Source organism: Streptomyces coeruleorubidus (assembly GCF_008705135.1).
Classification (GTDB): Bacteria; Actinomycetota; Actinomycetes; order Streptomycetales; family Streptomycetaceae; genus Streptomyces; species Streptomyces coeruleofuscus.
Genome location: NZ_CP023694.1, coordinates 2,773,457 through 2,794,354, shown reverse-complemented (window position 1 = coordinate 2,794,354; position 20,898 = coordinate 2,773,457). Strand labels below are relative to the sequence as shown.

At 71.8% G+C, this 20,898-nt stretch carries 16 protein-coding genes; 7 read left to right on the top strand and 9 right to left on the bottom strand.

The genetic code is table 11. From position 1 onward, the window contains the following. Positions 1-4: 4 nt before the first annotated feature. Positions 5-3,289 (top strand): ATP-binding protein, encoded by a 3,285-nt coding sequence (locus CP976_RS12950; protein WP_150480495.1) that lies wholly within the window; start codon positions 5-7, stop codon positions 3,287-3,289. A gap of 19 nt (positions 3,290-3,308) precedes the next feature. Here the strand turns inward: CP976_RS12950 and CP976_RS12945 are convergent, their stop codons facing one another. The 3 genes from CP976_RS12945 to panB all read right to left on the bottom strand — a co-directional run bounded on the left by CP976_RS12945 (position 3,309) and on the right by panB (position 6,147). Next, positions 3,309-4,124, bottom strand: a complete 816-nt coding sequence (locus tag CP976_RS12945; RefSeq protein WP_150480494.1) for an ABC transporter permease — start codon at positions 4,122-4,124, stop codon at positions 3,309-3,311. Further along, positions 4,121-5,140 carry an ATP-binding cassette domain-containing protein gene (locus CP976_RS12940; protein WP_150480493.1) on the bottom strand — a complete coding sequence of 340 codons (1,020 nt, stop codon included), beginning with the start codon at positions 5,138-5,140 and terminating at the stop codon, positions 4,121-4,123. Before CP976_RS12940 ends, CP976_RS12945 begins: the two co-directional genes overlap by 4 nt. A gap of 131 nt (positions 5,141-5,271) precedes the next feature. Beyond that, positions 5,272-6,147 (bottom strand): 3-methyl-2-oxobutanoate hydroxymethyltransferase, encoded by an 876-nt coding sequence (gene panB / locus CP976_RS12935; RefSeq protein WP_150480492.1) that lies wholly within the window; start codon positions 6,145-6,147, stop codon positions 5,272-5,274. Between the two features lie 202 nt (positions 6,148-6,349). Here panB and CP976_RS12930 point away from each other — a divergent pair, with 202 nt between their 5' ends. The 5 genes from CP976_RS12930 (at position 6,350) to CP976_RS12910 (ending at position 12,397) form a co-directional block, all read left to right on the top strand. Further along, entirely contained in the window at positions 6,350-7,951 is a 1,602-nt protein-coding gene (locus CP976_RS12930) for an MFS transporter (RefSeq protein WP_150480491.1), read from the top strand. 90 nt (positions 7,952-8,041) lie between these two features. Beyond that, complete coding sequence (locus CP976_RS12925; protein ID WP_150480490.1) at positions 8,042-8,677, top strand: TetR/AcrR family transcriptional regulator; 636 nt, start codon at positions 8,042-8,044, stop codon at positions 8,675-8,677. A 176-nt stretch (positions 8,678-8,853) separates the two neighbouring features. Then, the gene (locus CP976_RS12920; RefSeq protein WP_150480489.1) at positions 8,854-9,906 is read left to right on the top strand and encodes an endonuclease/exonuclease/phosphatase family protein; all 1,053 of its coding nucleotides are present in this window, start codon (positions 8,854-8,856) and stop codon (positions 9,904-9,906) included. Between the two features lie 156 nt (positions 9,907-10,062). Further along, positions 10,063-11,280 (top strand): MFS transporter, encoded by a 1,218-nt coding sequence (locus tag CP976_RS12915; protein ID WP_086848753.1) that lies wholly within the window; start codon positions 10,063-10,065, stop codon positions 11,278-11,280. A gap of 193 nt (positions 11,281-11,473) precedes the next feature. Next, on the top strand, positions 11,474-12,397 hold the full coding sequence (locus tag CP976_RS12910; protein ID WP_167537331.1) for an NADP-dependent oxidoreductase: 924 nt from the start codon (positions 11,474-11,476) through the stop codon (positions 12,395-12,397). Between the two features lie 63 nt (positions 12,398-12,460). Here the strand turns inward: CP976_RS12910 and CP976_RS12905 are convergent, their stop codons facing one another. The 5 genes from CP976_RS12905 to CP976_RS12885 form a co-directional block, all read right to left on the bottom strand. Continuing rightward, a complete protein-coding gene (locus CP976_RS12905) occupies positions 12,461-14,215 on the bottom strand; it encodes an NAD+ synthase (RefSeq protein ID WP_167537330.1) in 1,755 nt (584 codons plus the stop codon). A gap of 90 nt (positions 14,216-14,305) precedes the next feature. Then, entirely contained in the window at positions 14,306-16,249 is a 1,944-nt protein-coding gene (locus tag CP976_RS12900; RefSeq protein ID WP_150480486.1) for a S53 family peptidase, read from the bottom strand. A gap of 158 nt (positions 16,250-16,407) precedes the next feature. Then, entirely contained in the window at positions 16,408-17,028 is a 621-nt protein-coding gene (locus tag CP976_RS12895; RefSeq protein WP_150480485.1) for a DUF305 domain-containing protein, read from the bottom strand. Next, positions 17,025-17,690, bottom strand: a complete 666-nt coding sequence (locus tag CP976_RS12890; RefSeq protein WP_150480484.1) for a DUF3105 domain-containing protein — start codon at positions 17,688-17,690, stop codon at positions 17,025-17,027. Before CP976_RS12890 ends, CP976_RS12895 begins: the two co-directional genes overlap by 4 nt. Further along, on the bottom strand, positions 17,614-18,996 hold the full coding sequence (locus CP976_RS12885; RefSeq protein ID WP_229875251.1) for an RNA-guided endonuclease InsQ/TnpB family protein: 1,383 nt from the start codon (positions 18,994-18,996) through the stop codon (positions 17,614-17,616). The genes CP976_RS12890 and CP976_RS12885 overlap by 77 nt, the downstream gene beginning before the upstream one ends. Before the next feature lie 220 nt (positions 18,997-19,216). Here CP976_RS12885 and CP976_RS12880 point away from each other — a divergent pair, with 220 nt between their 5' ends. Then, a complete protein-coding gene (locus CP976_RS12880) occupies positions 19,217-19,666 on the top strand; it encodes an RrF2 family transcriptional regulator (protein WP_150480483.1) in 450 nt (149 codons plus the stop codon). On the opposite strand, the gene CP976_RS12875 is transcribed toward CP976_RS12880, so the two are convergent. Further along, positions 19,663-20,853: a globin domain-containing protein gene (locus CP976_RS12875; RefSeq protein ID WP_150480482.1), complete on the bottom strand. Its 1,191-nt coding sequence runs from the start codon at positions 20,851-20,853 to the stop codon at positions 19,663-19,665. The genes CP976_RS12880 and CP976_RS12875 overlap by 4 nt on opposite strands. Positions 20,854-20,898 lie beyond the last annotated feature (45 nt).

Genomic DNA, 20,898 nt, shown 5'->3' with positions numbered 1-20,898 from the left:
GACAATGGTCCCCGTGCGCTACCGCATTCTCGGCACCACGCAGGCGCTCCGCACCGACGGCACGGTCGTTCCGGTGGGCGGGGCGCGGCTGCGTGCGCTGCTGACCGTGCTGGCCCTGCGGGCCGGCCGTACCGTGCCCGTGGGGCTGCTCGTCGACGAGGTGTGGGGCGGTGAGCCCCCCGCCGACGCCCCGGGGGCGCTCCAGGCGCTGGTCGGGCGGCTGCGGCGGGCGCTCGGGGCCGACGCGGTCGCCTCCGACGAGGGCGGGTACCGGCTCACGGCCGCGCCCGACGACGTCGACCTGCACCGGTTCGAGCGGCTGTCCGGTGAGGGACTGCGGGCCCTGGCCGACGGCGACCCCGCCAAGGCGGCCGTGGTCCTGGACGACGCCCTCGCCCTGTGGCGCGGACCGGCCCTCGCCGACCTGCCCGACCGCGCCGCCGAGGCGGCCCGCCGGGACACCCGCCGCCTGGACGTGCTGCGCGCCCGCCACAGCGCCGCCCTCGCCCTCGGCCAGGCGGAGCAGTCCCTGCCGGAGCTGACCGCCCTGTGCGACAGCCACCCCTTGGACGAGCCCCTCCAGACCCTGCGCCTGCGCGCCCTGCGCGACGCCGGCCGCACGGCGGAGGCGCTGGACGCGTACGAGGACGTGCGGCGGCTGCTCGCCGACCGGCTCGGGGCCGACCCGGGGCCGGAACTGCGCTCCCTGCACGCGGAGTTGCTGAAGCTGGGCGACGGCAGCCCCGTGTCCGACCCGGCTGCGGACGCCCCGGCCGTCGGCAACCTGCGCGCCCGGCTCACCTCCTTCATCGGCCGCGAGAGCGACCTCGAGACCATCCGGCGCGATCTCACCGCGGCCCGCCTGGTGACGCTGCTCGGACCCGGCGGGGCCGGCAAGACACGGCTGTCGCAGGAGGCCGCGGAGACCGTACGGCACGCCATGCCGGGCGGCGTGTGGCTGGCCGAGCTCGCCCCGGTCGACGACCCCGCCGCCGTACCGGAGGCCGTGCTCACGGCCGTCGGCGCCCGCGAGACCGTGCTGTACGGCGCCGGCGCCGAAGGCATCCGGGCCGCCGTCGGCGACCGGCTCGACGATCCCGTCGAGCGGCTCGCCGAGCACTGCTCCAGGCCCGGCATGCTGCTGATCCTCGACAACTGCGAGCACGTCGCCGAGGCCGCCGCCCGGCTCGCCGAGGAACTGCTGGAGCGCTGCCCCGGCCTGACCGTGCTCGCCACCAGCCGTGAACCCCTCGGCGTGCCGGGGGAGTCGCTGCGGCCCGTGGAGCCGCTGCCCGAGCCGGTCGCGCTGCGGCTGCTCGCCGACCGGGGCGCGGCGGCCCGGCCCGGCTTCCGGACCGAGGACGACCCCGAGGCGTGCGCGGAGATCTGCCGGCGCCTCGACGGCCTGCCGCTGGCCATCGAACTGGCCGCCGCCCGGCTGCGGATGCTGACGCCACGCCAGATCGCCGACCGGCTCGACGACCGCTTCCGTCTCCTCACCTCCGGCAGCCGTACCGTCCTGCCCCGCCAGCAGACCCTCCGGGCCGTCGTCGACTGGTCCTGGGACCTGCTCGACGAGGACGAACGGGACGTCCTGCGGCGGCTGTCGGTGTTCGCGGGCGGCTGCGACCTGCCCGCCGCCGAGGCCGTGTGCGGACCGGCCGCCCTGGAGGCGCTCGGCTCCCTCGTCGACCGCTCCCTGGTCGTGGCCACGCCGCCCGGCGAGTCGGGCGACGGCGAGATGCGCTACCGGCTGCTGGAGACCGTCGCCGAGTACGCCGCCGAGCGGCTGGACGAGTCCGGGCAGCGCGACGGCGCCGAGCGCGCCCACCTGACGTACTACCGCGAACTGGCCCGCACCACCGACCCGTTGCTGCGGGGCCCGGGCCAGCTGGCCGCGATCCGCCGGCTGGAGCGGGAGTACGAGAACCTGCGCACCGCCCTGCGCCGTGCCGTCGCCCTGCGCGACGAGCAGGAGGCGCTGTGCCTGACGCTGTCCCTCGTCTGGTACTGGCAGATGCGCGACCTGCGCATCGAGGCCCGCAACTGGTGCCGCGAGGTCATGGCCCTCGGCCCCGACCCCTTCACCGAGCCCGTCCGCCCCGCCGCCCCGGTGTGGCAGCGCTGCACCGACGCCCCGCCCCCGATGGCCGGCGAGGTCCTGTGGGAGGCCCGGCGCGGTGTCCACCTGGCCCATCTCGCCTGCATGGACACCGAACTGGACGCCTGGCAGAACCCGCGCTCCCAGCAGAAGCTGCGGAACATCTCCCTGACCTACGAGGCCGGCCTCCCGCAGAACTGCCGGCTCCCCGGCCTGCTCTGGTTCTTCGCCGTGATGCTGACCGGCGACATGGACCGGCTGCGCGTCATCATGGACGCGGCCATCCGCACCTGCCGCGAGACCCCCGGCTTCGACTGGGAGCTTGCCTCCGGCCTCCAGATGCGGGCCAACTTCCTCGCCAACCGCACCGACTGGGCCGGCGACGCCGCCCGCGACGCCGACGAGTCGCTGGAGATCTACCGGCGCCTCGGTGACGCCTGGGGCACCGCCGAGGCCCTCTCCGCCCGCGCCGAGGCCCACGAACGCAAGGGCGACTACACGCTGGCCGCCGCTGACTACGAGGCGGCCATCGCGCACGCCGAACGGGTCGGCGCCCGCGCCCAGGCGGCCGTCCTCGCCGCCCGGCTGGGCAGCGCGCTGCTGGAGGCGGGCGAGGGCGAGCGCGGCGAGCGGCTGCTGCGCGAGGTGATCGCCCAGCGCGGGGACTCGCACAGCGAGGCCATGCCCGCCGCCCGCCTGTTCCTGGCCGGCTGGCTCGGCATGACGGACCGCGTCCCCGAGGCGCGCGAGCAACTGCGGCGGCTGCGCCAGGACTTCCGTATCGCCCACTTCATCGTCTTCGACGCGTTCATCCTCGGCGCGGAGGCCTGGCTGGACGCCATGGAGGGGCGTCACGAGGCGTGCCTGGACCTGATCCGCAGGGCGCTGGAGCGGGCCGCCGATCCGCTCTCGGTGGCCATCACACCCCATATGCGCGCGGTGTACCTGACCATCGCCGCCCGGTCCCTGGCCGCCCTGGACGGCGGGCACCGCGCCCGGGACGCGGCCCGCTTCATCGGCGCCGCCGACGCCCTGCTGCCGTCCGGGCACGTCGCCGCGCGGCAGGAGCGCGAGGCGCGCGAGCAGGCGGAGCGGCGGGCGCGGGCGGTGCTCGGCGACCCGGCGTACGAGTCCGCGTACGCGGAAGGCGGCCGCCTCTCCCCCGAGGAGGCCGCCGCCCTGCTCTGACGCGGATCCGCCCGCCGGTTCAGCTCTTCGTGCGGAATTTGTGGATCGCGACCGGCGCCATCACGGCCGTGATCGCCACCGACCAGCCGAGCGTCACCCACAGGTCGTGCGCGACCGGCCCGCCCACCATCAGACCGCGTGCGGCGTCCGCCAGCGTCGACAGCGGGTTGTAGTCGGTGAACGCCTGCAACCAGCCCGGCATGGACGTGGTCGGCGCGAAGATCGACGAGCCGAACTGGAGCGGGAACAGCACCAGGAAGCCCATCGCCTGCACGGACTGCGCGTTCTTCAGGATCACGCCCAGGGTGAGGAACACCCACATGATCGACGAGGCGAACGCCGTGGACAGGGCCACCGTCGCGAGGAGCCCCGGCCAGTTGGTGATCTCGAACCCGACCGCGACGGCCACGATCATCAGCACGGCGGTCGCGAACAGCATCCGCAGCAGTTCCACCGAGATCTTCGCGAACAGCACCGAACCGCGCCCGATCGGCAGGGACCGGAAGCGGTCCATGACACCGGAGTTGAAGTCCTGGCTGAAGCCGGTGCCGACGCCCTGGGACAGCGTCATGCTCATCATCGCGATCATGCCGGGGATCACGTACTGCACGTACCGGTCCTGCCCGCCGCCCAGCGCCTGCCCGATCGAGCCGCCGAAGACGAACACGAACAGCAGGGTGAAGATGACCGGCATCAGCAGGGCGTCGGCCATCGACTCCGGGTCCTTGCGGATCCACAGCAGGTTGCGGCGGATCAGGGCGCCGGTGTGGCGCAGGTGGCCGCGCAGCGAGATACGGGCGTCCGCCTCGGCGTCGTGGATGGTGACGGCGCTCATACGGCGGCCTCCTGAAGGTCTTCGGCGGGCACGGCGTCCTGCGGGGCACTGGCGCGGTGGCCGGTGAGGGACAGGAACACCTCGTCCAGGCTGGGCAGTTCGGTGGTGAGGGAGGAGAGGGTGATGCCGCGCGCGGTGACCGCGCCGACCACGGCGGTCAGCTGCTCGTCGCTGAGGATCGGCACGAGGACGTCACCCCGGTCGGTGTCCACGGTCGTGGTGGCGAGCCCGGTGATCCCCAGCTCGTCCAGCGCGACGGCGAGGGGCCGCAGGTGCGCCGGATCGGCCGGGCGGATCCGCAGCGCCCGGCCGCCGACCTTCGCCTTCAGTTCCTCGATGGCGCCGCCCGCGATGACCTGGCCGCGGTCGACGACCGTCAGCTCGGAGGCGAGCTGCTCGGCCTCCTCCATGTACTGCGTGGTGAGCAGCACGGTGACCCCGTCGCCGACCATGCGCTTCACCTCGTCCCACACCTCGTTGCGGGTGCGCGGGTCGAGCCCGGTGGTCGGCTCGTCGAGGAAGAGCACGGCCGGCCGCCCGATCATCGAAGCGGCCAGGTCCAGCCGCCGCCGCATACCCCCGGAGTACGTCGCCGCCGGCCGCTTGGCCGCCTCGGTCAGGGAGAAGCGCTCCAGCAACTCGTCGGCCCGGCCGCGGGCGTCCTTGCGGGGCAGGTCGAGCAGCCGCCCGATCATGTACAGGTTCTCCCAGCCGGAGAGCTTCTCGTCCACGGAGGCGTACTGCCCCGTGAGCCCGATCACCCGCCGCAGCTGCCGCGGCTGCCGTACGACGTCGTACCCGGCCACGGTCGCCTGCCCCGAGTCGGATTTCAGCAGGGTGGACAGGATCCGCACCAGGGTGGTCTTCCCGGCCCCGTTCGGCCCGAGCACCCCCATCACGGTGCCCTCACGCACGTCCAGGTCGACCCCGTCCAGTGCCTTGGTCTCGCCGTAGTGCTTCACCAGCCCCCGCACGGTCACAGCGGCGCCGCCGGTGTTCTTGTCGATTCGCGTCATGACACAGACGGTGTCAGCTCCCACCGACAAACCACCGACAGACCGCCGACAGCCCTTGTCGGTGGTCCCGGCAAAAGGGACAGCCCGCCGACGGGGGAAGATCGACGGGCTGCCGGTGGTACCGCAGTGGCTCAGTGGACGCTGTGCTCCTCGAGCGGGAACGTTCCGCCCACGACGTCCTCCGCGAACGCCTTCGCCGCGTTCCCCATGACCTCACGCAGATTCGCGTACTGCTTGACGAACTTCGGGACGCGACCGCCGGTCAGACCCAGCATGTCCGTCCACACCAGCACCTGCGCGTCCGTCTCGGACCCGGCGCCGATCCCGACGGTCGGAATGTGCAGCACCCGCGTCACCTCGGCCGCCAGCTCCGCCGGAACCAGCTCCAGCACTACGGCGAACGCGCCCGCGTCCTGCACGGCCTTGGCGTCCCGCAGCAGCTGCTGGGCCGCCTCCTCGCCCCGCCCCTGCACGCGGTACCCCATCGCGTTGACGGACTGGGGGGTCAGGCCGATGTGCGCCATGACCGGGATGCCGGACTCGACGAGCAGCCGGATCTGCTCGTGCGACCGCTCGCCCCCCTCCAGCTTCACGGCCTGCACGCCCGCCTCCTTCACCAGCCGGGTCGCCGAGCGCAGCGCCTGCACCGGACCCTCCTGGTAGGAGCCGAAGGGCAGATCGCCGACGATCAGGGCGCGCGAGGTGCCCCGTACGACCGCCGCCGACAGCATGGTCATCTCGTCGAGGGTGACGGGCACGGTCGTCTCGTACCCGAGGTGGCAGTTGCCCGCCGAGTCGCCGACGAGCATGACCGGGATCCCGGCCTCGTCGAAGACGGACGCGGTCATCGCGTCGTAGGCGGTGAGCATGGGCCACTTCTCGCCGCGCTCCTTGGCGGCGGCGATGTCCCGCACGGTGATGCGGCGGGTGCCCTTGCCCCCGTACAGCGTCTTGCCGCCGTCGGAGGACTTCCTCTGAGCAGTCTGGGCAGCCGGAAGCTGCGTCATGGCACGGCTCCTAACACGTCATCTCGAGGCGCCCTGACGGCGTCCCCGGACCACGTCCATGGTGGCACCTCGTGTCATCCAGGGCTAGGGGAGCCCCTGTGAGTTCCGCCCGGGTGCCGTGAAGCACAGCGCGCGTAAGGGCTCGGTAAAAGTATTCCAATACGAGACGGTCTCGTATCGAAATGGCTCTAGGGTCGACGGCATGACTACTCCTGCCGACCGTGCCGCCCCCACCGGCCCTCGCATACCGGAAGCGGTGCACCGGCGCCGCTGGGCGATCCTCGGCGTGCTGATGCTCAGCCTGCTGATCGTCGTCCTCGACAATTCGATCCTGAACGTCGCCATCAAGACGATCTCCACACCCGCCCCGACCGGCCTGGGGGCCACGCAGAGCGAGCTGGAGTGGGCGATCAACTCCTACACCCTCGTCTTCGCGGGCCTGCTGTTCAGCGCCGGCCTGCTGGGGGACCGGCTGGGCCGCAAGAAGGTGCTGCTCGGCGGGCTCGCGGTGTTCGGCGTCGGTTCCGCGCTCGCCGCCTTCTCCGGCTCCCCGGGCGAGCTCATCGCCTTCCGTGCCGTCATGGGTCTCGGCGCCGCGTTCGTCATGCCGGCCACCCTCGCCGTCCTCATGAACGTCTTCGAGCGCGAGGAGCAGCCGAAGGCCATCGGCATCTGGGCGGGCGGCGTCGGCCTCGCCATCGCCATCGGCCCGATCACCGGCGGTGTGCTCCTCGACCACTTCTGGTGGGGCTCGGTCTTCCTCGTCAACGTGCCGATCGTGCTGCTCGCGCTCGCGCTGATGCTGTGGCTGGTGCCCGACTCCCGCGACCCCAGCCCCGGCCGCCTCGATCCCGTCGGCGTCGTGCTGTCCGTCGTCGGCCTGGTGCTGCTCGTCTACGGCATCATCAAGGGCGGCCAGCTCGCCGACTTCACCGACGCCACGGTGCTGGCGACGATCGGCGCCGGCCTCGCCGTGCTCGTCGCCTTCGTGCTGTTCGAGAAGCGCACCGACCACCCGTCCATCGACGTCAGGTACTTCAAGAACAAGGTCTTCTCGGCCGCCGTCGCCGCCATCGCGCTGGTCTTCTTCGCGCTGATGGGGGTGACGTTCTTCTCGGTCTTCTACACGCAGAGCGTGCGCGCCTACTCGCCGCTCCAGACCGGTCTGCTGATGCTGCCGCTGGCCGCCGCCCAGCTCATCTTCGCGCCGCGCGCCCGGCTGCTGGTCGACCGCTTCGGCAACAAGGCCACCACGACCGCCGGAATGCTGGTCATCGCCGCGATGCTGGCCGCCTTCGCCACGCTGGACGCCGGTACGCCCATCTGGATCCTGGAAGTGATCTTCTTCCTGATGGGCGCCGGCATGGCGCACGTCATGACGCCGGTCAGCGTCGTCATCATGCAGGCCCTGCCCCGCGAGAAGGCCGGCTCGGCCTCCGCGCTCAGCAACACCTTCCGGCAGGTCGGCGGCGCCCTGGGCATCGCCGTCCTGGGCTCGGTGCTGTCCGCGGCCTACCGCACGGGCATCGAGGACAAGCTCGACCGGCTGCCGCCGGCCCTGCGGCACACCGCGGGGGAGTCCATCGAGGCCACCCTCGGCGTCGCCGCGAAGCTGGGCCCGCAGGGCGAGGCCCTGGTCACCCCGGCCTACGACGCGTTCCTGCACGCGATGCACGTCACCGCCCTGTGGGGAGCGGGGGTCGCGCTGATCGGCGCGGTCGTCGTGGCGCTGTTCCTGCCCGGCAGGCAGCCGGAGCCGCAGCGGGGGGAGGAGGAGAGGGAGTTGTCGGACGCGCGGTCGTAGACCTCGGACACGCGATCGTAGACCTCGGACACGCGGTCGTAGACCTGCGGGAGAATCATCCTCATCCTGCCCAGGAAAGGACCCAGCGACGTGAGCCTCGCCGAACGGCACCCCCGGCCAGACGGCCCCCCGAGGGGCCGCCCCAGAAGCGAGGCCGTGGAGCGCGCCATCGTCGAGGGCGTGATGAGGCTCCTGGAGGAGGGCGTGCCCCTCGCGGAGCTGTCCATCGAGCGGATCGCCCGCACCGCCGGCGTCGGCAAGGCCACCATCTACCGCCGCTGGAGCGGCAAGGAGGAACTCTTCGCCGACGTCCTGCGCGCCACAGAACCCCCCGGGCCCCCGCTCCCCGGCACCTCCACGCGCGACGACCTCGTGGCCCTGCTGGAACAGGCGCGCCGGCGCGGCCTGGCCAAGCGCTCGTCGGCGATCCTGACCAACGTGCACGCCCAGATGAAGAGCAGCCCGAAGATCTGGGCGGCGTACGAGGCCACCGTCCTCGCACCGCGCCGCCGGCAGGGCCTGGAAATCCTGCGCCGGGGGCAGGAGAACGGCGAATTGCGTACGGACGTCGACATCGAACTTCTGAGCGACATGTTCATCGGCCCCGTGCTCGTCCGCTCCGTCCTGCGCCCGGACGCCGACCTCCCCGACGACCTCGCCGCCCAGGTCGTCGACACACTCCTCGAAGGCCTACGGCCCGTCAGTTCCGCAGCTCACCCGTCCTAGTGTGCGCGTTTCGTCACAGAGGGCGCTTACTCCGGTCCTGATCGGAACTCGTCCCGCGGGCTCGAACGTCCTCGCCCCCGTACGGCCGTCGAAGGACGGCGGGAACGGAACGGATCATCCCCTAGGGTCGTAGACACGGGGGCGATGGTGTGCACGGCAGGCAGTGAGGCGACGGTATGGCGCAGCAGCAGGCGTACATGACGGAGACGGCAGACGGCGGCTCGGGGCCCGAGCCCCGGGGAGACCGGCTTCGGCGCCTGTTCGACCGGTTCCTCGGCGACTGGCGCGGGGACCGGCAGATCTGGCGGCGCGGGATCGTCGTGGCCGCGTGCGCGGTGCTGCTGGCCGTCGTCATGCTGCTGCACTCGCGGATCCCGAACACCATCGGCAACCTGGGCAGCCTCGTCGAGACGTTCCTGCCCTGGCTCGGCCTCTTCATCCCGGTGCTGCTCCTCGTCGCCGTGGTCCGCAAGTCCGCGACCGCCCTGATCGCGGTGCTGCTGCCGGCCATGGTCTGGCTGAACCTCTTCGGCGGCCAGGTCAGCGACAAGACCGCCACCGGCGGCGACCTCACCGTGGCCACGCACAACGTCAACGCGGACAACCCCGACCCGGCCGGAACCGCCCGTGACGTGGCCGCGTCCGGCGCGGACGTGGTGGCCCTGGAGGAGCTGACGGCGGACGCGGTCCCGACGTACGAGCGGGCGCTGGACTCGACGTACCCGTACCACTCGGTGCAGGGCACGGTCGGGCTGTGGAGCAAGTACCCGCTGACCGGCGTGGGGGCCGTCGACATCGACCTGGGCTGGACGCGGGCCATGCGCGCCACCGTGACCGCCCCGGCCGGGCAGGTCGCCGTCTACGTCGCCCATCTGCCGTCCGTGCGCGTGAAGATGGAGGCCGGCTTCACGGCCCGGCAGCGCGACCGGAGCGCCGACTTCCTGGGCGAGGCCATCGCCCACGAACCGCTGAAGAACGTCGTACTGCTCGGCGACCTGAACGGCACGATGAACGACCGCGCGCTCAACGCCGTCACCTCCCAGATGCGCTCCACGCAGGGCGCCGCCGGCAACGGCTTCGGGTTCAGCTGGCCGGCGTCGTTCCCGATGGCGCGCATCGACCAGATCATGGTCAGGGGCCTGAAGCCGGAGAGCTCGTGGACCCTCCCGCAGACGGCCAGCGACCATCTGCCCGTCGCGGCCCGTGTGAGTGTCACCACAGGCGGCTGAGGAAAACCGCAGCTCAGGGCCAGTCCGTCAGGAGTGGGCAACCGCGGCTTCACTTCCTGGAGGCCTCGCGGAATAGTCGGCCTGCGAGACTTTGTTCCGTACTTGAACATACGAAGTCACGAAGTACGAACACCGCAAGTCTCGAAAGGCTCCCTCATGCCCCTGGCCCTACTCGCCCTCGCCGTGGGCGCCTTCGGCATCGGTACGACCGAGTTCGTGATGATGGGGCTGCTGCCCGATGTCGCGGACGACCTGAACATCTCGATACCCAGCGCCGGCCACCTGGTGTCGGCGTACGCGCTGGGCGTCGTCATCGGCGCCCCCCTGCTGGCCGCGGTCACCGCCCGGATGTCCCGCCGTACGGTCCTGATCGGGCTGATGGGGCTGTTCGTCGCGGGCAACGCGCTGTCGGCCCTGGCTCCCGACAACGGCTGGCTGCTGGCGGCCCGCTTCCTGAGCGGTCTGCCGCACGGCGCCTTCTTCGGCGTCGGCGCCGTCGTCGCGACGAACATGGTCGCCCCCGAACGCAAGGCGCGCTCGGTCTCCCTGATGTTCCTCGGCCTGACGGTCGCGAACGTCGTGGGTGTGCCCGTCGCGACCCTCATGGGCCAGCAGCTCGGCTGGCGGGCGACCTTCCTCGGCGTCAGCGCCATCGGCCTGGCGGCGATCGCCGCGCTCGCGTTCCTGATCCCGCACGACCACGAGCACGCCACCGCGAAGGGCCTGCGCGGCGAACTGGCCGCCCTGCGCTCCGTCCCGGTCTGGCTGTCGCTCGGCACGACGGTCGCGGGCTTCGGCGCCCTCTTCGCGGCCTACAGCTACATCACGCCCATGCTCACGGACGCCGCCGGGTACGCCGGCGCCAGCGTGACCCTGCTGCTGGCCCTGTTCGGTGTCGGCGCGACCGCCGGCAACCTGCTGGGCGGCCGCCTGGCCGACCACTCCCTGCGGGGCACGCTGTTCGGCGGCCTGGGCGCGCTGGTGGCGGTACTGGCGCTGTTCCCGCTGCTGATGCGCACGGAACTCACCGCCGCCGTCGCCGTGATCCTGCTCGGCATGGCGGCCTTCGCCACCGGCTCCCCGCTCCAGCTGATGGTCATGGACAAGGCCGCGTCGGCCCCGTCCCTGGCCTCCTCCGCCAACCAGGCCGCCTTCAACCTGGCCAACGCCGGCGGCGCCTGGATCGGCGGCCTCGCCCTGGCCGCGGGCTTCGGGGTCACCTCCCCGGCCCTGGCCGGCGCGGTCCTGGCCGTCCTCGGCCTCGGCGTGGCGTCGCTGGCGTACGCCGTGGACCGGCGCACCGCGCCGGCCGGCGGCCGCGAGCGGGTCGTGGCGAGCCACGTCCCGCAGGAGGCGGAAGCGGTGCGCCGCTGACCGGGGCCGGTGCGCCGGCGCTGTGATGCGACTCGGGCGGCGGTCCGCGGGTGGGTACCCGCGGACCGCCGCTCCGTGCGTACGGCAACCGAGAGGGCGCGGCAGGCCGGTCTCTCACTTCGGCGCACGGGGAAGACGACGCCCGTTCCAGGAGGTTCACCCTGAACCACTCCCGGACATACGGAGGTTGTCAGTGCTGGCTGCGCGCTACCACCGCTACGGCGGTCCCGAGGTCCTCTCCGTGGAGGAGGCCGACGAACCGCACGCCGGCCCGGGGCAGGTCCGCATCTCGGTGCGTGCCACCGGCGTCACCCCCGCCGACTGGTACCTGCGCTCGGGGATGCTGAAGGAGATGGCATCCCTGCGGTTCCCCCACATCCCCGGCATGGACGCCGCCGGAGTCGTCGACGAGGTCGGCGAAGGGGTGACCGGCACCGCCGTGGGAGACGCGGTGTTCGGCCTCGTCCCCCTGGCCCGGCTGGGCGGGGCCGCCGCCCGGTACGCGGTGCTGGAGGCATGGGCTCACAAGCCCCGGGCCTGGTCCTTCGAGACGGCGGGCGGTGCCGCGGGCAACGTCGAGACGGCGACACGGGTGCTGGACGCCCTCGGGGCCGCCGAGGGCATGACCCTCCTGATCGAGGGTGCGGCCGGCGGCGCCGGCACGATGACCGCGCAACTGGCCAGGGCCCGCGGGCTGACCGTGATCGGCACCGCGAGCGAACGCAACCACGACTTCCTCGACGGACTCGGCGTCACGCCGGTCACGTACGGTCCGGGCCTGGCCGACCGCGTCGCCCCGCTCGCTCCCCGGGGCGTCGACGTGGTGCTGGACGCCGCGGGCAAGGGCTCCCTCCCCGACCTGGTGGCCATCGCCAAAGACCCGCACCGCGTGGTGACGATCGCCGACTTCGACGCCGCCCGCCACGGAGTACGGCTCACCCGCTCCGGGGTCGGCGAGCCCGGCTGGTCCGGACTGCCGCACGCCGCGTCCCTCGCCGACGAAGGCCGCCTCACCGTCCCGGTGCACAGGGTGTTCCCACTACGGGACATCGCCGCGGCGCACGAGGAGAGCGCCACCGGTCACGCGCGCGGCAAGATCGTCGTCACGGTGCCCTGAGACACCCGCCGTGGGAGCCCGGGCCGCGGCCCGGGCTCCCCCGGCGGGTGATCGACGAACCCGTCAGACCGACTCCCGCCACCCGTTCGTGATCGGCAGTCGGCGGTCCTTGCCGAAGCCCTTCGCCGAGATCTTCGTCCCCGGCGGGTACTGCCGTCGCTTGTACTCGGCCGTGTCGACCATGCGCAGGGTCTTCGTGACCAGCGCCCGGTCGTAACCGGCCGCGACGATCTCGTCGGCACCCCGGTCCCGGTCGACGTAGAGCTCCAGGATCGCGTCCAGCACCGGGTAGTCGGGGAGCGAGTCCGTGTCGACCTGGCCCGGGCGGAGTTCCGCGCTCGGGGGCTTGGTGATGGAGTTCTCGGGGATCGGCGGGGTCTGGCCGCGTTCCACGGCGGCCCGGTTGCGCCACTCGGCCAGGCGGAAGATCGACGTCTTGTAGACGTCCTTGATGGGGCCGTAGGCGCCCACCGAGTCCCCGTAGAGCGTGGAGTAGCCGACCGCCAGTTCCGACTTGTTGCCGGGGGCCAGGACGATGTGGCCCTCCTGGTTGGAGACGGCCATGAGCAGCGTGCCGCGCAGGCGCGACTGGAGGTTCTCCTCGGCCAGGCCCGACAGGCCCAGGGAGCCCATGTACGCGTCGAACATCGGCTCGATGGCGACCGTGCGGTAGTTCAGGCCGGTGCGGCGGGCCAGTTCCGCCGCGTCGTCCTTGGAGTGGTCCGAGGAGTACTTCGACGGCATCGACACGCCGTACACGTTCTGCGCGCCCACCGCGTCACAGGCGATCGCCGCGACCAGCGCCGAGTCGATGCCGCCCGACAGACCGATCAGGACCGACTTGAAGCCGTTCTTCGCGACGTACGCCCGCAGGCCCACGACCAGCGCCGAGTAGACCTCCTCGTCGTCGTCCAGGCGGTCCGCGTAGCCACCCGTGAGCTCCGGCTCGTACGGGGGCAGCGGGTCCTCCGAGAGCACCACCCGGTCGATGCGCAGGCCGTCGTCCACCACGCCCGTCGGGGCGTCCGCCGACGCCGCCGGCAGCTCCAGGTCCAGGACGACGCAGCCCTCGGCGAACTGCGGCGCCCGCGCCACGACCTCGCCGTCCCGGTCCACGACGATCGAGTCGCCGTCGAACACCAGCTCGTCCTGGCCGCCGATCATGGCGAGGTAGGCCGTGGTGCAGCCGGCCTCCTGGGCCCGCTTGCGGACCAGCTCCAGGCGCGTGTCGTCCTTGTTGCGCTCGTAGGGCGAGGCGTTGATCGAGACCAGCAGGCCCGCCCGCGCCGAGCGGGCCGCGGGGACACGGCCGCCGTCCTGCCAGAGGTCCTCGCAGATGGCCAGGGCCACATCGACACCGTGGACGCGCAGGACCGGCATGCTGTCGCCGGGCACGAAGTAGCGGAACTCGTCGAAGACGCCGTAGTTCGGCAGGTGGTGCTTGGCGAAGTTCAGGACGACCTCGCCGCCGTACAGCACCGCGCCCGCGTTCTGCGGCGCGCCGGCCGGCTGGCCGTACTTCGGCTGGGCGGTCGCGCAGCGGTCGAGGTATCCGACGATCACCGGCAGCTCGCCGAAGCCCTCGTCGGCCAGGCGGACGGCGAGGCTCCGCAGCGCCGCCCGGGACGCCTCCACGAAGGACGACCTGAGGGCCAGGTCCTCGACGGGATACCCGGTCAGCGCCATCTCGGGGAACGCCACGAGATGGGCTCCCTGCTCGGCGGAGTGCCGGGTCCAGCGGACGATCGACTCGGCGTTCCCGGCGAGGTCGCCGACGCTCGAGTCGATCTGGTTCAGGGCGAGACGTAGTTGAGGCACGGGCCCAGTGTAATCGTCAGAGCGACGCAATGGGGTGGCGTGGGTCACCCACACCACCCCGTTCTCCTTGCGATGGCCGGCTCGCGGAGGTCAGCGACGCCGGTACGACTCCACGTAACCGCTCGCGGGCGTGCCCACGCCGGTGACGTCGTCGTAGCCCTTCACGGCCGAGAGCGAGCTGTCCTTGCCCAGGCTGCGCACGGACGTGGCCAGGCCGCCCGTGGCGTCATAGCCGTTCACGAAGTCGACGCGGGCCACGGCCAGGCCGGAGCCCGTCGGGTCGTCGGTGACGTCGTGGTAGGCCTTCGAGCCGGCCTTGGCGTAGATCGCCGGGTTGGCGAAGCCGATCGGCGTGCCGCCGCGGGCCTCCTGGGCCAGCGCCTGGATGGCGGCGATGGTCGGCGCGGCGAGCGAGGTGCCGCCGATCCGGTACTCGCTGTACGCCTGCGTCTTCCCGTCGGGCAGGGTCTGCGTCTGGCCGACCAGGAAGCCGGTGTTCGGGTCGGCGATCGCCGCGATGTCCGGCACGACGCGGTTGCCGTCCGCGCTGTCGGCCTTCGCCAGCGCGTCCGGTACGACGCCCTGCTGATAGGAGGGCTCCGCCACCGTCTTGCTGGTGCCGCCGCCCGCCCCGGAGGTGAAGGCGCCGGGGAAGTCCGTCCAGCTCTTGCCGTCCGCCGACAGGCTCGCCTTGTCGGTGCCCCAGCCGGTCTCCCACAGGTACGTGTCGTTCTTGCCGACGGCCAGCGAGGTGCCGCCGACTGCGGTCACCCACGCCGAGTTCGCGGGGGAGTCGACCTGCTTCGTCCCGGAGCTCGCGACCTCGTCGCCGTTGTCGCCGGAGGAGAAGTAGAAGCCGATGCCCTCGACCGCGCCGAGCTGGAAGACCTGGTCGTAGGCGGCCGCGAGGTCGGGCGTCTGCGCCGCTTCGACCTCGCCCCAGGAGTTGGAGACGATGTCGGCCAGGTGGTGGTCGACGACCTTGCCGAGCGCGTCGAGCAGGTCGGCGTCGGAGCAGGACGCGGCACCCACGTAGGTGACGTCCGAGGCCGGCGCGACCGCGTGCACGGCCTCGACGTCCAGGGTCTCCTCGCCGTACCAGCCGGACGCCGAGCAGGCCTTGGTGTCCGTGTACTTCTTGGGCAGCACCTGGTGCAGCTGGCCGGTCTTCCAGGCCGCGTCGCCGTGCTTGCCGGCGTAGGTGGCCGCGTCGTGGGCGATCGTCGGCGAGGCGTACGCGTCCGTGATGGCGACCCGGACGCCCTTGCCGGTGCGGGTGCCCGCGCCGTAGGCGGCCCGCAGCTGCTTGCCGGTGTAGCCCTTGATCGCGTAGGGGATCTTCGTGCCGTACGCGTCCGGCAGCGTGCTCGCGGTGTTCGAGCCGTAGTACGAGGAGAACGGCCCGGCGTTGCGGAACACGGTGTCCGGCGGCGGCAGCCGGTCGTCGTGCGTGACCATGTGCGGGGCGTTGTCCAGGCCCGTGACGGTCAGCACGGCGCCGGCCAGGCTCGCCGGCACGGAGGCGGTGCTCGCCGGGGCGCGGTAGGTCTTCGAGCCCTTGGCGAAGTCGTGCAGCTGGGTGCCGAACGCCTTCTCGGCGGCGGCCACGTCACCGGCGACGGAGACGTAGTGCGCCGTGACGCCGGTGACCTTCAGGCCGGCGGCCGTCAGCCAGGACTTCACGGCGGCCACCTGGGCCTCGGTCGCGCCGAAGCGGGCCTGTGCCTGCCCGGCGGTCAGGTACGTGCCGTACGAGGCCGACGTCGGGTCGGAGACGGCCTTGGCGTACGCGGCGAGGCCGGCCGCGTCGCGGCCCCGGAGATAGACCCGGGCCGACACCCCGGCATCGTCGGAGGTGGCGCCCTCGTCGGCCCTGGCCGTGGCCCACGCGGGCTTGGTCCCGGCGAGCAGGTCGCGGAGCGGATGGTCGGCGGCGTGGGCCGCGGGTATGCCGAGCGCCAGCGCGCCGGCGAGCATCGGCAGTGTCGCCGCCATGCTCACTCCTGCGCGCACCTTGGCGCGATTGGATCTCATGGAACCCCCAGTGCGGTTCGACGCGAGTGGATCACTCGACGGTCGCCACTCTCGCGACGAACCGTTCATGCCAGGGGAATGCGCAGCCCAAGAAGCGCTCTACGGAGGCCAAGAGGAGGCCAAGAAGCCGCAGTACAGGGTGATTTGGGGCTTACGCCCTACGAGCGCGGTGCGGCGCCCCGCTCCTTCAGCATGTCCGCCATCAGGTCGATCTCCGACCGCTGCGCCTCCACCATGCCCTGCGCGAGCCGCTTCTCCACGCCGACCGTGCACTTGTCGACACAGCCCTGGGCCATGTGGACGCCGCCCTGGTGATGGTCCGTCATCAGCTGGAGGTAGAAGATCTCCGCCTGCTTGCCGCTGAGCTCACCGAGCTTCTTCATCTCCGTGTTGGTCGCCATGCCCGGCATCAGCGCACCGTCCTTGCCGGAGGCCATGCCGCCCATGTCCATCCACGTCATCGGCGGCTGAGAGGACACCTTGGGCAGCCCCCACAGGTCGAGCCAGCCGATCATCATGCCGCGCTGGTTGGCCTGCGTCTGCGCGATGTCGTACGCGAGGCGTCGCACCTCCTCGTCCTTGGTGCGGTCGCGCACGATGTACGACATCTCCACGGCCTGCTGGTGGTGCACCGCCATGTCCCGCGCGAACCCGGCGTCCGCGGACCCGGCGGACGGGGTCCGGCCGCCGCCGTCGTCCCCGGCGACGGCGTAGGTGATCGCGCCGGCCGCGACGAGCGCCGTCGCCGCGGCTCCCGCGATCAGACCGACCTGCCTCACTGCGACAGGCCGTTCGTGCAGGCGGCACCCGGCTCGGGCGTCTGCTTGCCCTGGACGAACTTCTCGAAGAACGTGTCGACGTCCGGGTCGCTCGCGCCCGTCACCGTGCGCTGGTGACCCCACGCCGAGAGCATGATCGGGTCCTTCTGCTCGTCCAGCGGGCTCATCAGCGTGTACGGCGTCTTCTTCACCTTCGCCGCGAGCGCGTCGATGTCGGCCTTCTTCGCGTCGGCGTTGTACGTCACCCAGACCGCGCCGTGCTCCAGCGAGTGCACGGCGTTGGTGTTGTTGATCTTCTTGGTGTAGACGTCGCCGTTGCAGTTCATCCAGGCCAGGTTGTGGTCACCGCCGACCGGGGGCACGGAGGCGTACTTCACCGCCTTGTTGACGTGGTTGCGGGCCAGCTCGCCTTCCCAGGTCTTCACGCCGTCCTTGCCCGTGACGAACTTCCCCTTGCCCGAGGAGTCGCTCGCCGCGGTGTCGCTGCCGCCGTCGGACTGGGACCGCACGAGCACGACACCGCCGGCGACGAGACCGCAGACGATCACGACACTGGCCGTGATGGTGAGGATCCGGTTGCGGCGCTCACGGGCCTGCTCGGCGCGCCGCATCTCCTCTATCCGCGCCTTGCGGTCCGTGTTGCTCTTCTTGGCGGAGCCCATGGGGTGTCCTTCGTGGGGAAAGTGGGACGGTCGGGTGAGCTGATCTTGACGTGCTCCCTGGCTTAATGTCCAGAGTTCCGGCCTGGGGCGTCCGACCCTTCCGGTGGCTTCCTGCTTCGACGCGCTGTGCGGGCACGTATGCCCGTCTTACCGGCGCTCCACAGGCGTTTGGTGTCTCCGCCCGTCCGGCGGCGACGATGCGGCGTCCTTCGAAGAGGACGTTGCGGGCTGCGTTGTGGTCGCGGTCGTGCACGGTGCCGCACGCCCCGCACGTCCACTCCCGGACGTGCAGGGGCTTGGGGCCGTCCCTGAATCCGCAGGCCGAACAGACCTGAGAGGACGGGAAGGCACGGTCGACCTTGGCGAAGGTGCGGCCGTGCAGAGCCGCCTTGTACTCCAGCATGCCGACGAACGCCGACCACCCCGCGTCGTGCACGGATTTGGCGAGCCGAGTGCGGCCGAGGCCGGACACCGCGAGGTCCTCCACGAACACCGCTTGGTTGTCGCGAATGATCTGTGTGGAAGCCTTGTGATGCCAGTCCCGGCGCTGGTTGGCCACCTTGGCGTGCTGGCGTGCGACCTTGATGCGGGCCTTGGCCCGGTTCTTCGAACCCTTGACCTTGCGGGAGAGCTCCCTTCCAAGGCGCCTGAGCTTCTTCTCCGCCCGGCGCAAAAAGCGCGGGCTGTCGATCTTGCGGCCGTTGGACAGGACGGCGAAGGCGGACAGGCCCAGGTCGATACCGGTTTCTGTCTCCAGCTCGGGGAGGATGTCCGGCTCGGTGTCCACGACGAAGCTGAGGAAGTACCGGCCCGAGCTGTCCCTGGTGACAGTCAAGGACGTCGGTGCGGCTGGCAGCCGGCGAGACCACTTGACCTTGAGGTTGCCGACCTTGGCCACGTACACGGTGCCGTTGCCTTGGACGGAAAAGGCGTTGGTGTTGAGGCGGATCGACTGCCGGGTGTCCTTCTTCGACTTGTAGCGGGGAGGGCCGACCTTCCGGCCCTGCCGTTTGCCTTTGAGGCTGTCGAAGAAGTTCTTGTAGGCGGTGTCCAGGTCCCGCAGGGACTGCTGCAGGGCGACCGCTGACACGTCGGCGAGCCAAGCGCGCTCCTCGGTGCGCTTGGCCTGGGTGATACGCAGCCGGGACAACTCCGCCGACTTCACGTACGGCATCCCCGCCGCGTGTGCTTCCTTCCGGTCGCGCAGGCAGTCGTTCCACACCACACGGGCACACCCGAACGCCTTCGCCAGCGCACGGCGCTGGGAGGCATCCGGGTAGGCCCGGTAGTTGTAGCGGAGCTGCATACCGAGCACCGTAAGGACGCTTCGTGGCCACCCACGGCGAAAGATCACATCCAACCGGAATTGCACACGACGTGAGCAGGTATGTTCGAGGGCTTCGAGGTGGAGCTGATGGAGGTCACCGGCGCGTCCGAGCAGAACAGCACCGACAGTTGCCGGTCAGGCGCGGACCTTCGAGTACGGATAATTTGAACCGCAGATTCCCATTACCTAGGCTGCGGGCATGCGGCTGCTGCGCTCCACCGACCTGGCCCTGCGGGTCCTGATGCGGCTCGCCGTCGCCGGTGAGTCGAGCCCGACGACCCGCGACGTCGCCACCGGCATGGACGTGCCGTACACCCACCTGGCGAAGGTCGTCGCCGAGCTCCAGCACATGGGTCTGCTGGCCGCCCGTCGCGGCCGCGGCGGCGGTCTCACGCTCACCGAGCGGGGCCGTACGGCGTCGGTGGGCGCCGTGGTGCGCGCCTTCGAGGGCGACGGCGACGTCGTCGACTGCGAGGGCCCCACGCCCTGCCCCCTGAACTCCGCCTGCCGCCTGCGCGACGCCCTGCGCCGGGCCCAGGAGGCGTTCTTCGCCTCACTGGACCCGATCACGGTGGCGGACATCGTGGCGGAGCCGACCGGGGCGCTGCTGCTGGGGATCTCGCGGGGCGCTGATCCCCGTGATGTCTAGGCCGCCTGCCCCGCCAGCCACAGGTCCGGCCCGAACACCTCGTAGTGGATGTCGGCCGGTGCCACGCCCTTGCCGATCAGCTGGGCCCGTACCGCCCGCATGAAGGGCAGTGGCCCGCACAGGTACGCGCGCGTGCCCGGCGCGACCGGAACGTCGGCGAGGTCGACCAGGCCGGAGCGGGTGCCCGCCGGGGCGTCCTGCTCGTACCAGAAGTGGACGGACGCGTCGGGCAGCTTGGCGGCGTAGGCCTCGTGGTCGGTGCGCAGGGCGTGGGCGGCGGGTGAGCGGTCGCCGTGCACGACGGTGACCGGGGCGCGGTGCCCCGAGCCGGCGAGGTGGGCCAGCATCGCGGTCATGGGGGTCACGCCGATGCCCGCCGAGGCCAGCAGCAGCGGGGTGTCGGGGCCGGCGTCCAGCACGAGGTCGCCGTAGGGCTCGGACAGCTCCAGGACGTCACCCGCCTGCACGCGCGCGTGGAGGTGGTTCGAGACCTCGCCGTCGGGGGTGCCGTCGCCGTGCACGCGCTTCACGCTGATCTGCCGCAGGTCCGGGGCGGGCGCACCGGAGAGGCTGTACTGCCGTATCTGCCGGGCGCCGTCCGCCAGCGCGACGCGGACGGAGACGTACTGGCCCGCGAGGAAGTCCCGCACCGGACCGCCGTCGGCGGGCCGCAGCCGGAACGTGGCGACGTCATCGGTCTCGGCGACGCGCTCGACGACCTCCCAGGCCCGCCAGGCGTACCCGCCACGCTCCTCCCGCAGCCGCTTCTCGACGGCGATGAGGGCGTTCGCCATCAGCCAGTAGACCTCGTCCCAGGCGGCGGCGACCTCGGGGGTGACGGCGTCGCCGAGCACGTCGGCGATGGCGGCGAACAGGTGCTCGTGGACGATGTCGTACTGCTCGGGCGTGATGTTGAGGGAGGCGTGCTTGTGGGCGATGCGGTGCAGCATCGCGTCCGGCCGCTGCTCCGGGTGGTCGAGCAGGTGCGTCGCGAAGGCGGCGATGGATCCGGCGAGCGCCTGCCGCTGGGTGCCGGCGGCCTGGTTTCCCCGGTTGAACAGGTCGTTCAGCAGCTCGGGGTGGGCCGCGAACAGCCCGGCGTAGAAGCGCTCGGTGATCGTGCCGAGGGCCGCGCCGACGGCGGGGAGGGTGGCGCGGACGGTGACGGCGGACTGCTCGGACAGCATCGGGACTCCTCAGGACTCGACTGCCGCGCACCGTATTTAAAGTTG

Coding starts and splice junctions, on each gene's coding strand:
- CP976_RS12885 (WP_229875251.1), bottom strand. CDS start 18,996: ATGCAGCTCCGCTACAACTACCGGGCCTACCCGGATGCCTCCCAGCGC.
- CP976_RS12940 (WP_150480493.1), bottom strand. CDS start 5,140: ATGACGCGAATCGACAAGAACACCGGCGGCGCCGCTGTGACCGTGCGG.
- CP976_RS12880 (WP_150480483.1), top strand. CDS start 19,217: ATGCGGCTGCTGCGCTCCACCGACCTGGCCCTGCGGGTCCTGATGCGG.
- CP976_RS12920 (WP_150480489.1), top strand. CDS start 8,854: ATGGCGCAGCAGCAGGCGTACATGACGGAGACGGCAGACGGCGGCTCG.
- CP976_RS12950 (WP_150480495.1), top strand. CDS start 5: ATGGTCCCCGTGCGCTACCGCATTCTCGGCACCACGCAGGCGCTCCGC.
- panB (WP_150480492.1), bottom strand. CDS start 6,147: ATGACGCAGCTTCCGGCTGCCCAGACTGCTCAGAGGAAGTCCTCCGAC.
- CP976_RS12930 (WP_150480491.1), top strand. CDS start 6,350: ATGACTACTCCTGCCGACCGTGCCGCCCCCACCGGCCCTCGCATACCG.
- CP976_RS12890 (WP_150480484.1), bottom strand. CDS start 17,690: ATGGGCTCCGCCAAGAAGAGCAACACGGACCGCAAGGCGCGGATAGAG.
- CP976_RS12915 (WP_086848753.1), top strand. CDS start 10,063: ATGCCCCTGGCCCTACTCGCCCTCGCCGTGGGCGCCTTCGGCATCGGT.
- CP976_RS12900 (WP_150480486.1), bottom strand. CDS start 16,249: ATGAGATCCAATCGCGCCAAGGTGCGCGCAGGAGTGAGCATGGCGGCG.
- CP976_RS12945 (WP_150480494.1), bottom strand. CDS start 4,124: ATGAGCGCCGTCACCATCCACGACGCCGAGGCGGACGCCCGTATCTCG.
- CP976_RS12875 (WP_150480482.1), bottom strand. CDS start 20,853: ATGCTGTCCGAGCAGTCCGCCGTCACCGTCCGCGCCACCCTCCCCGCC.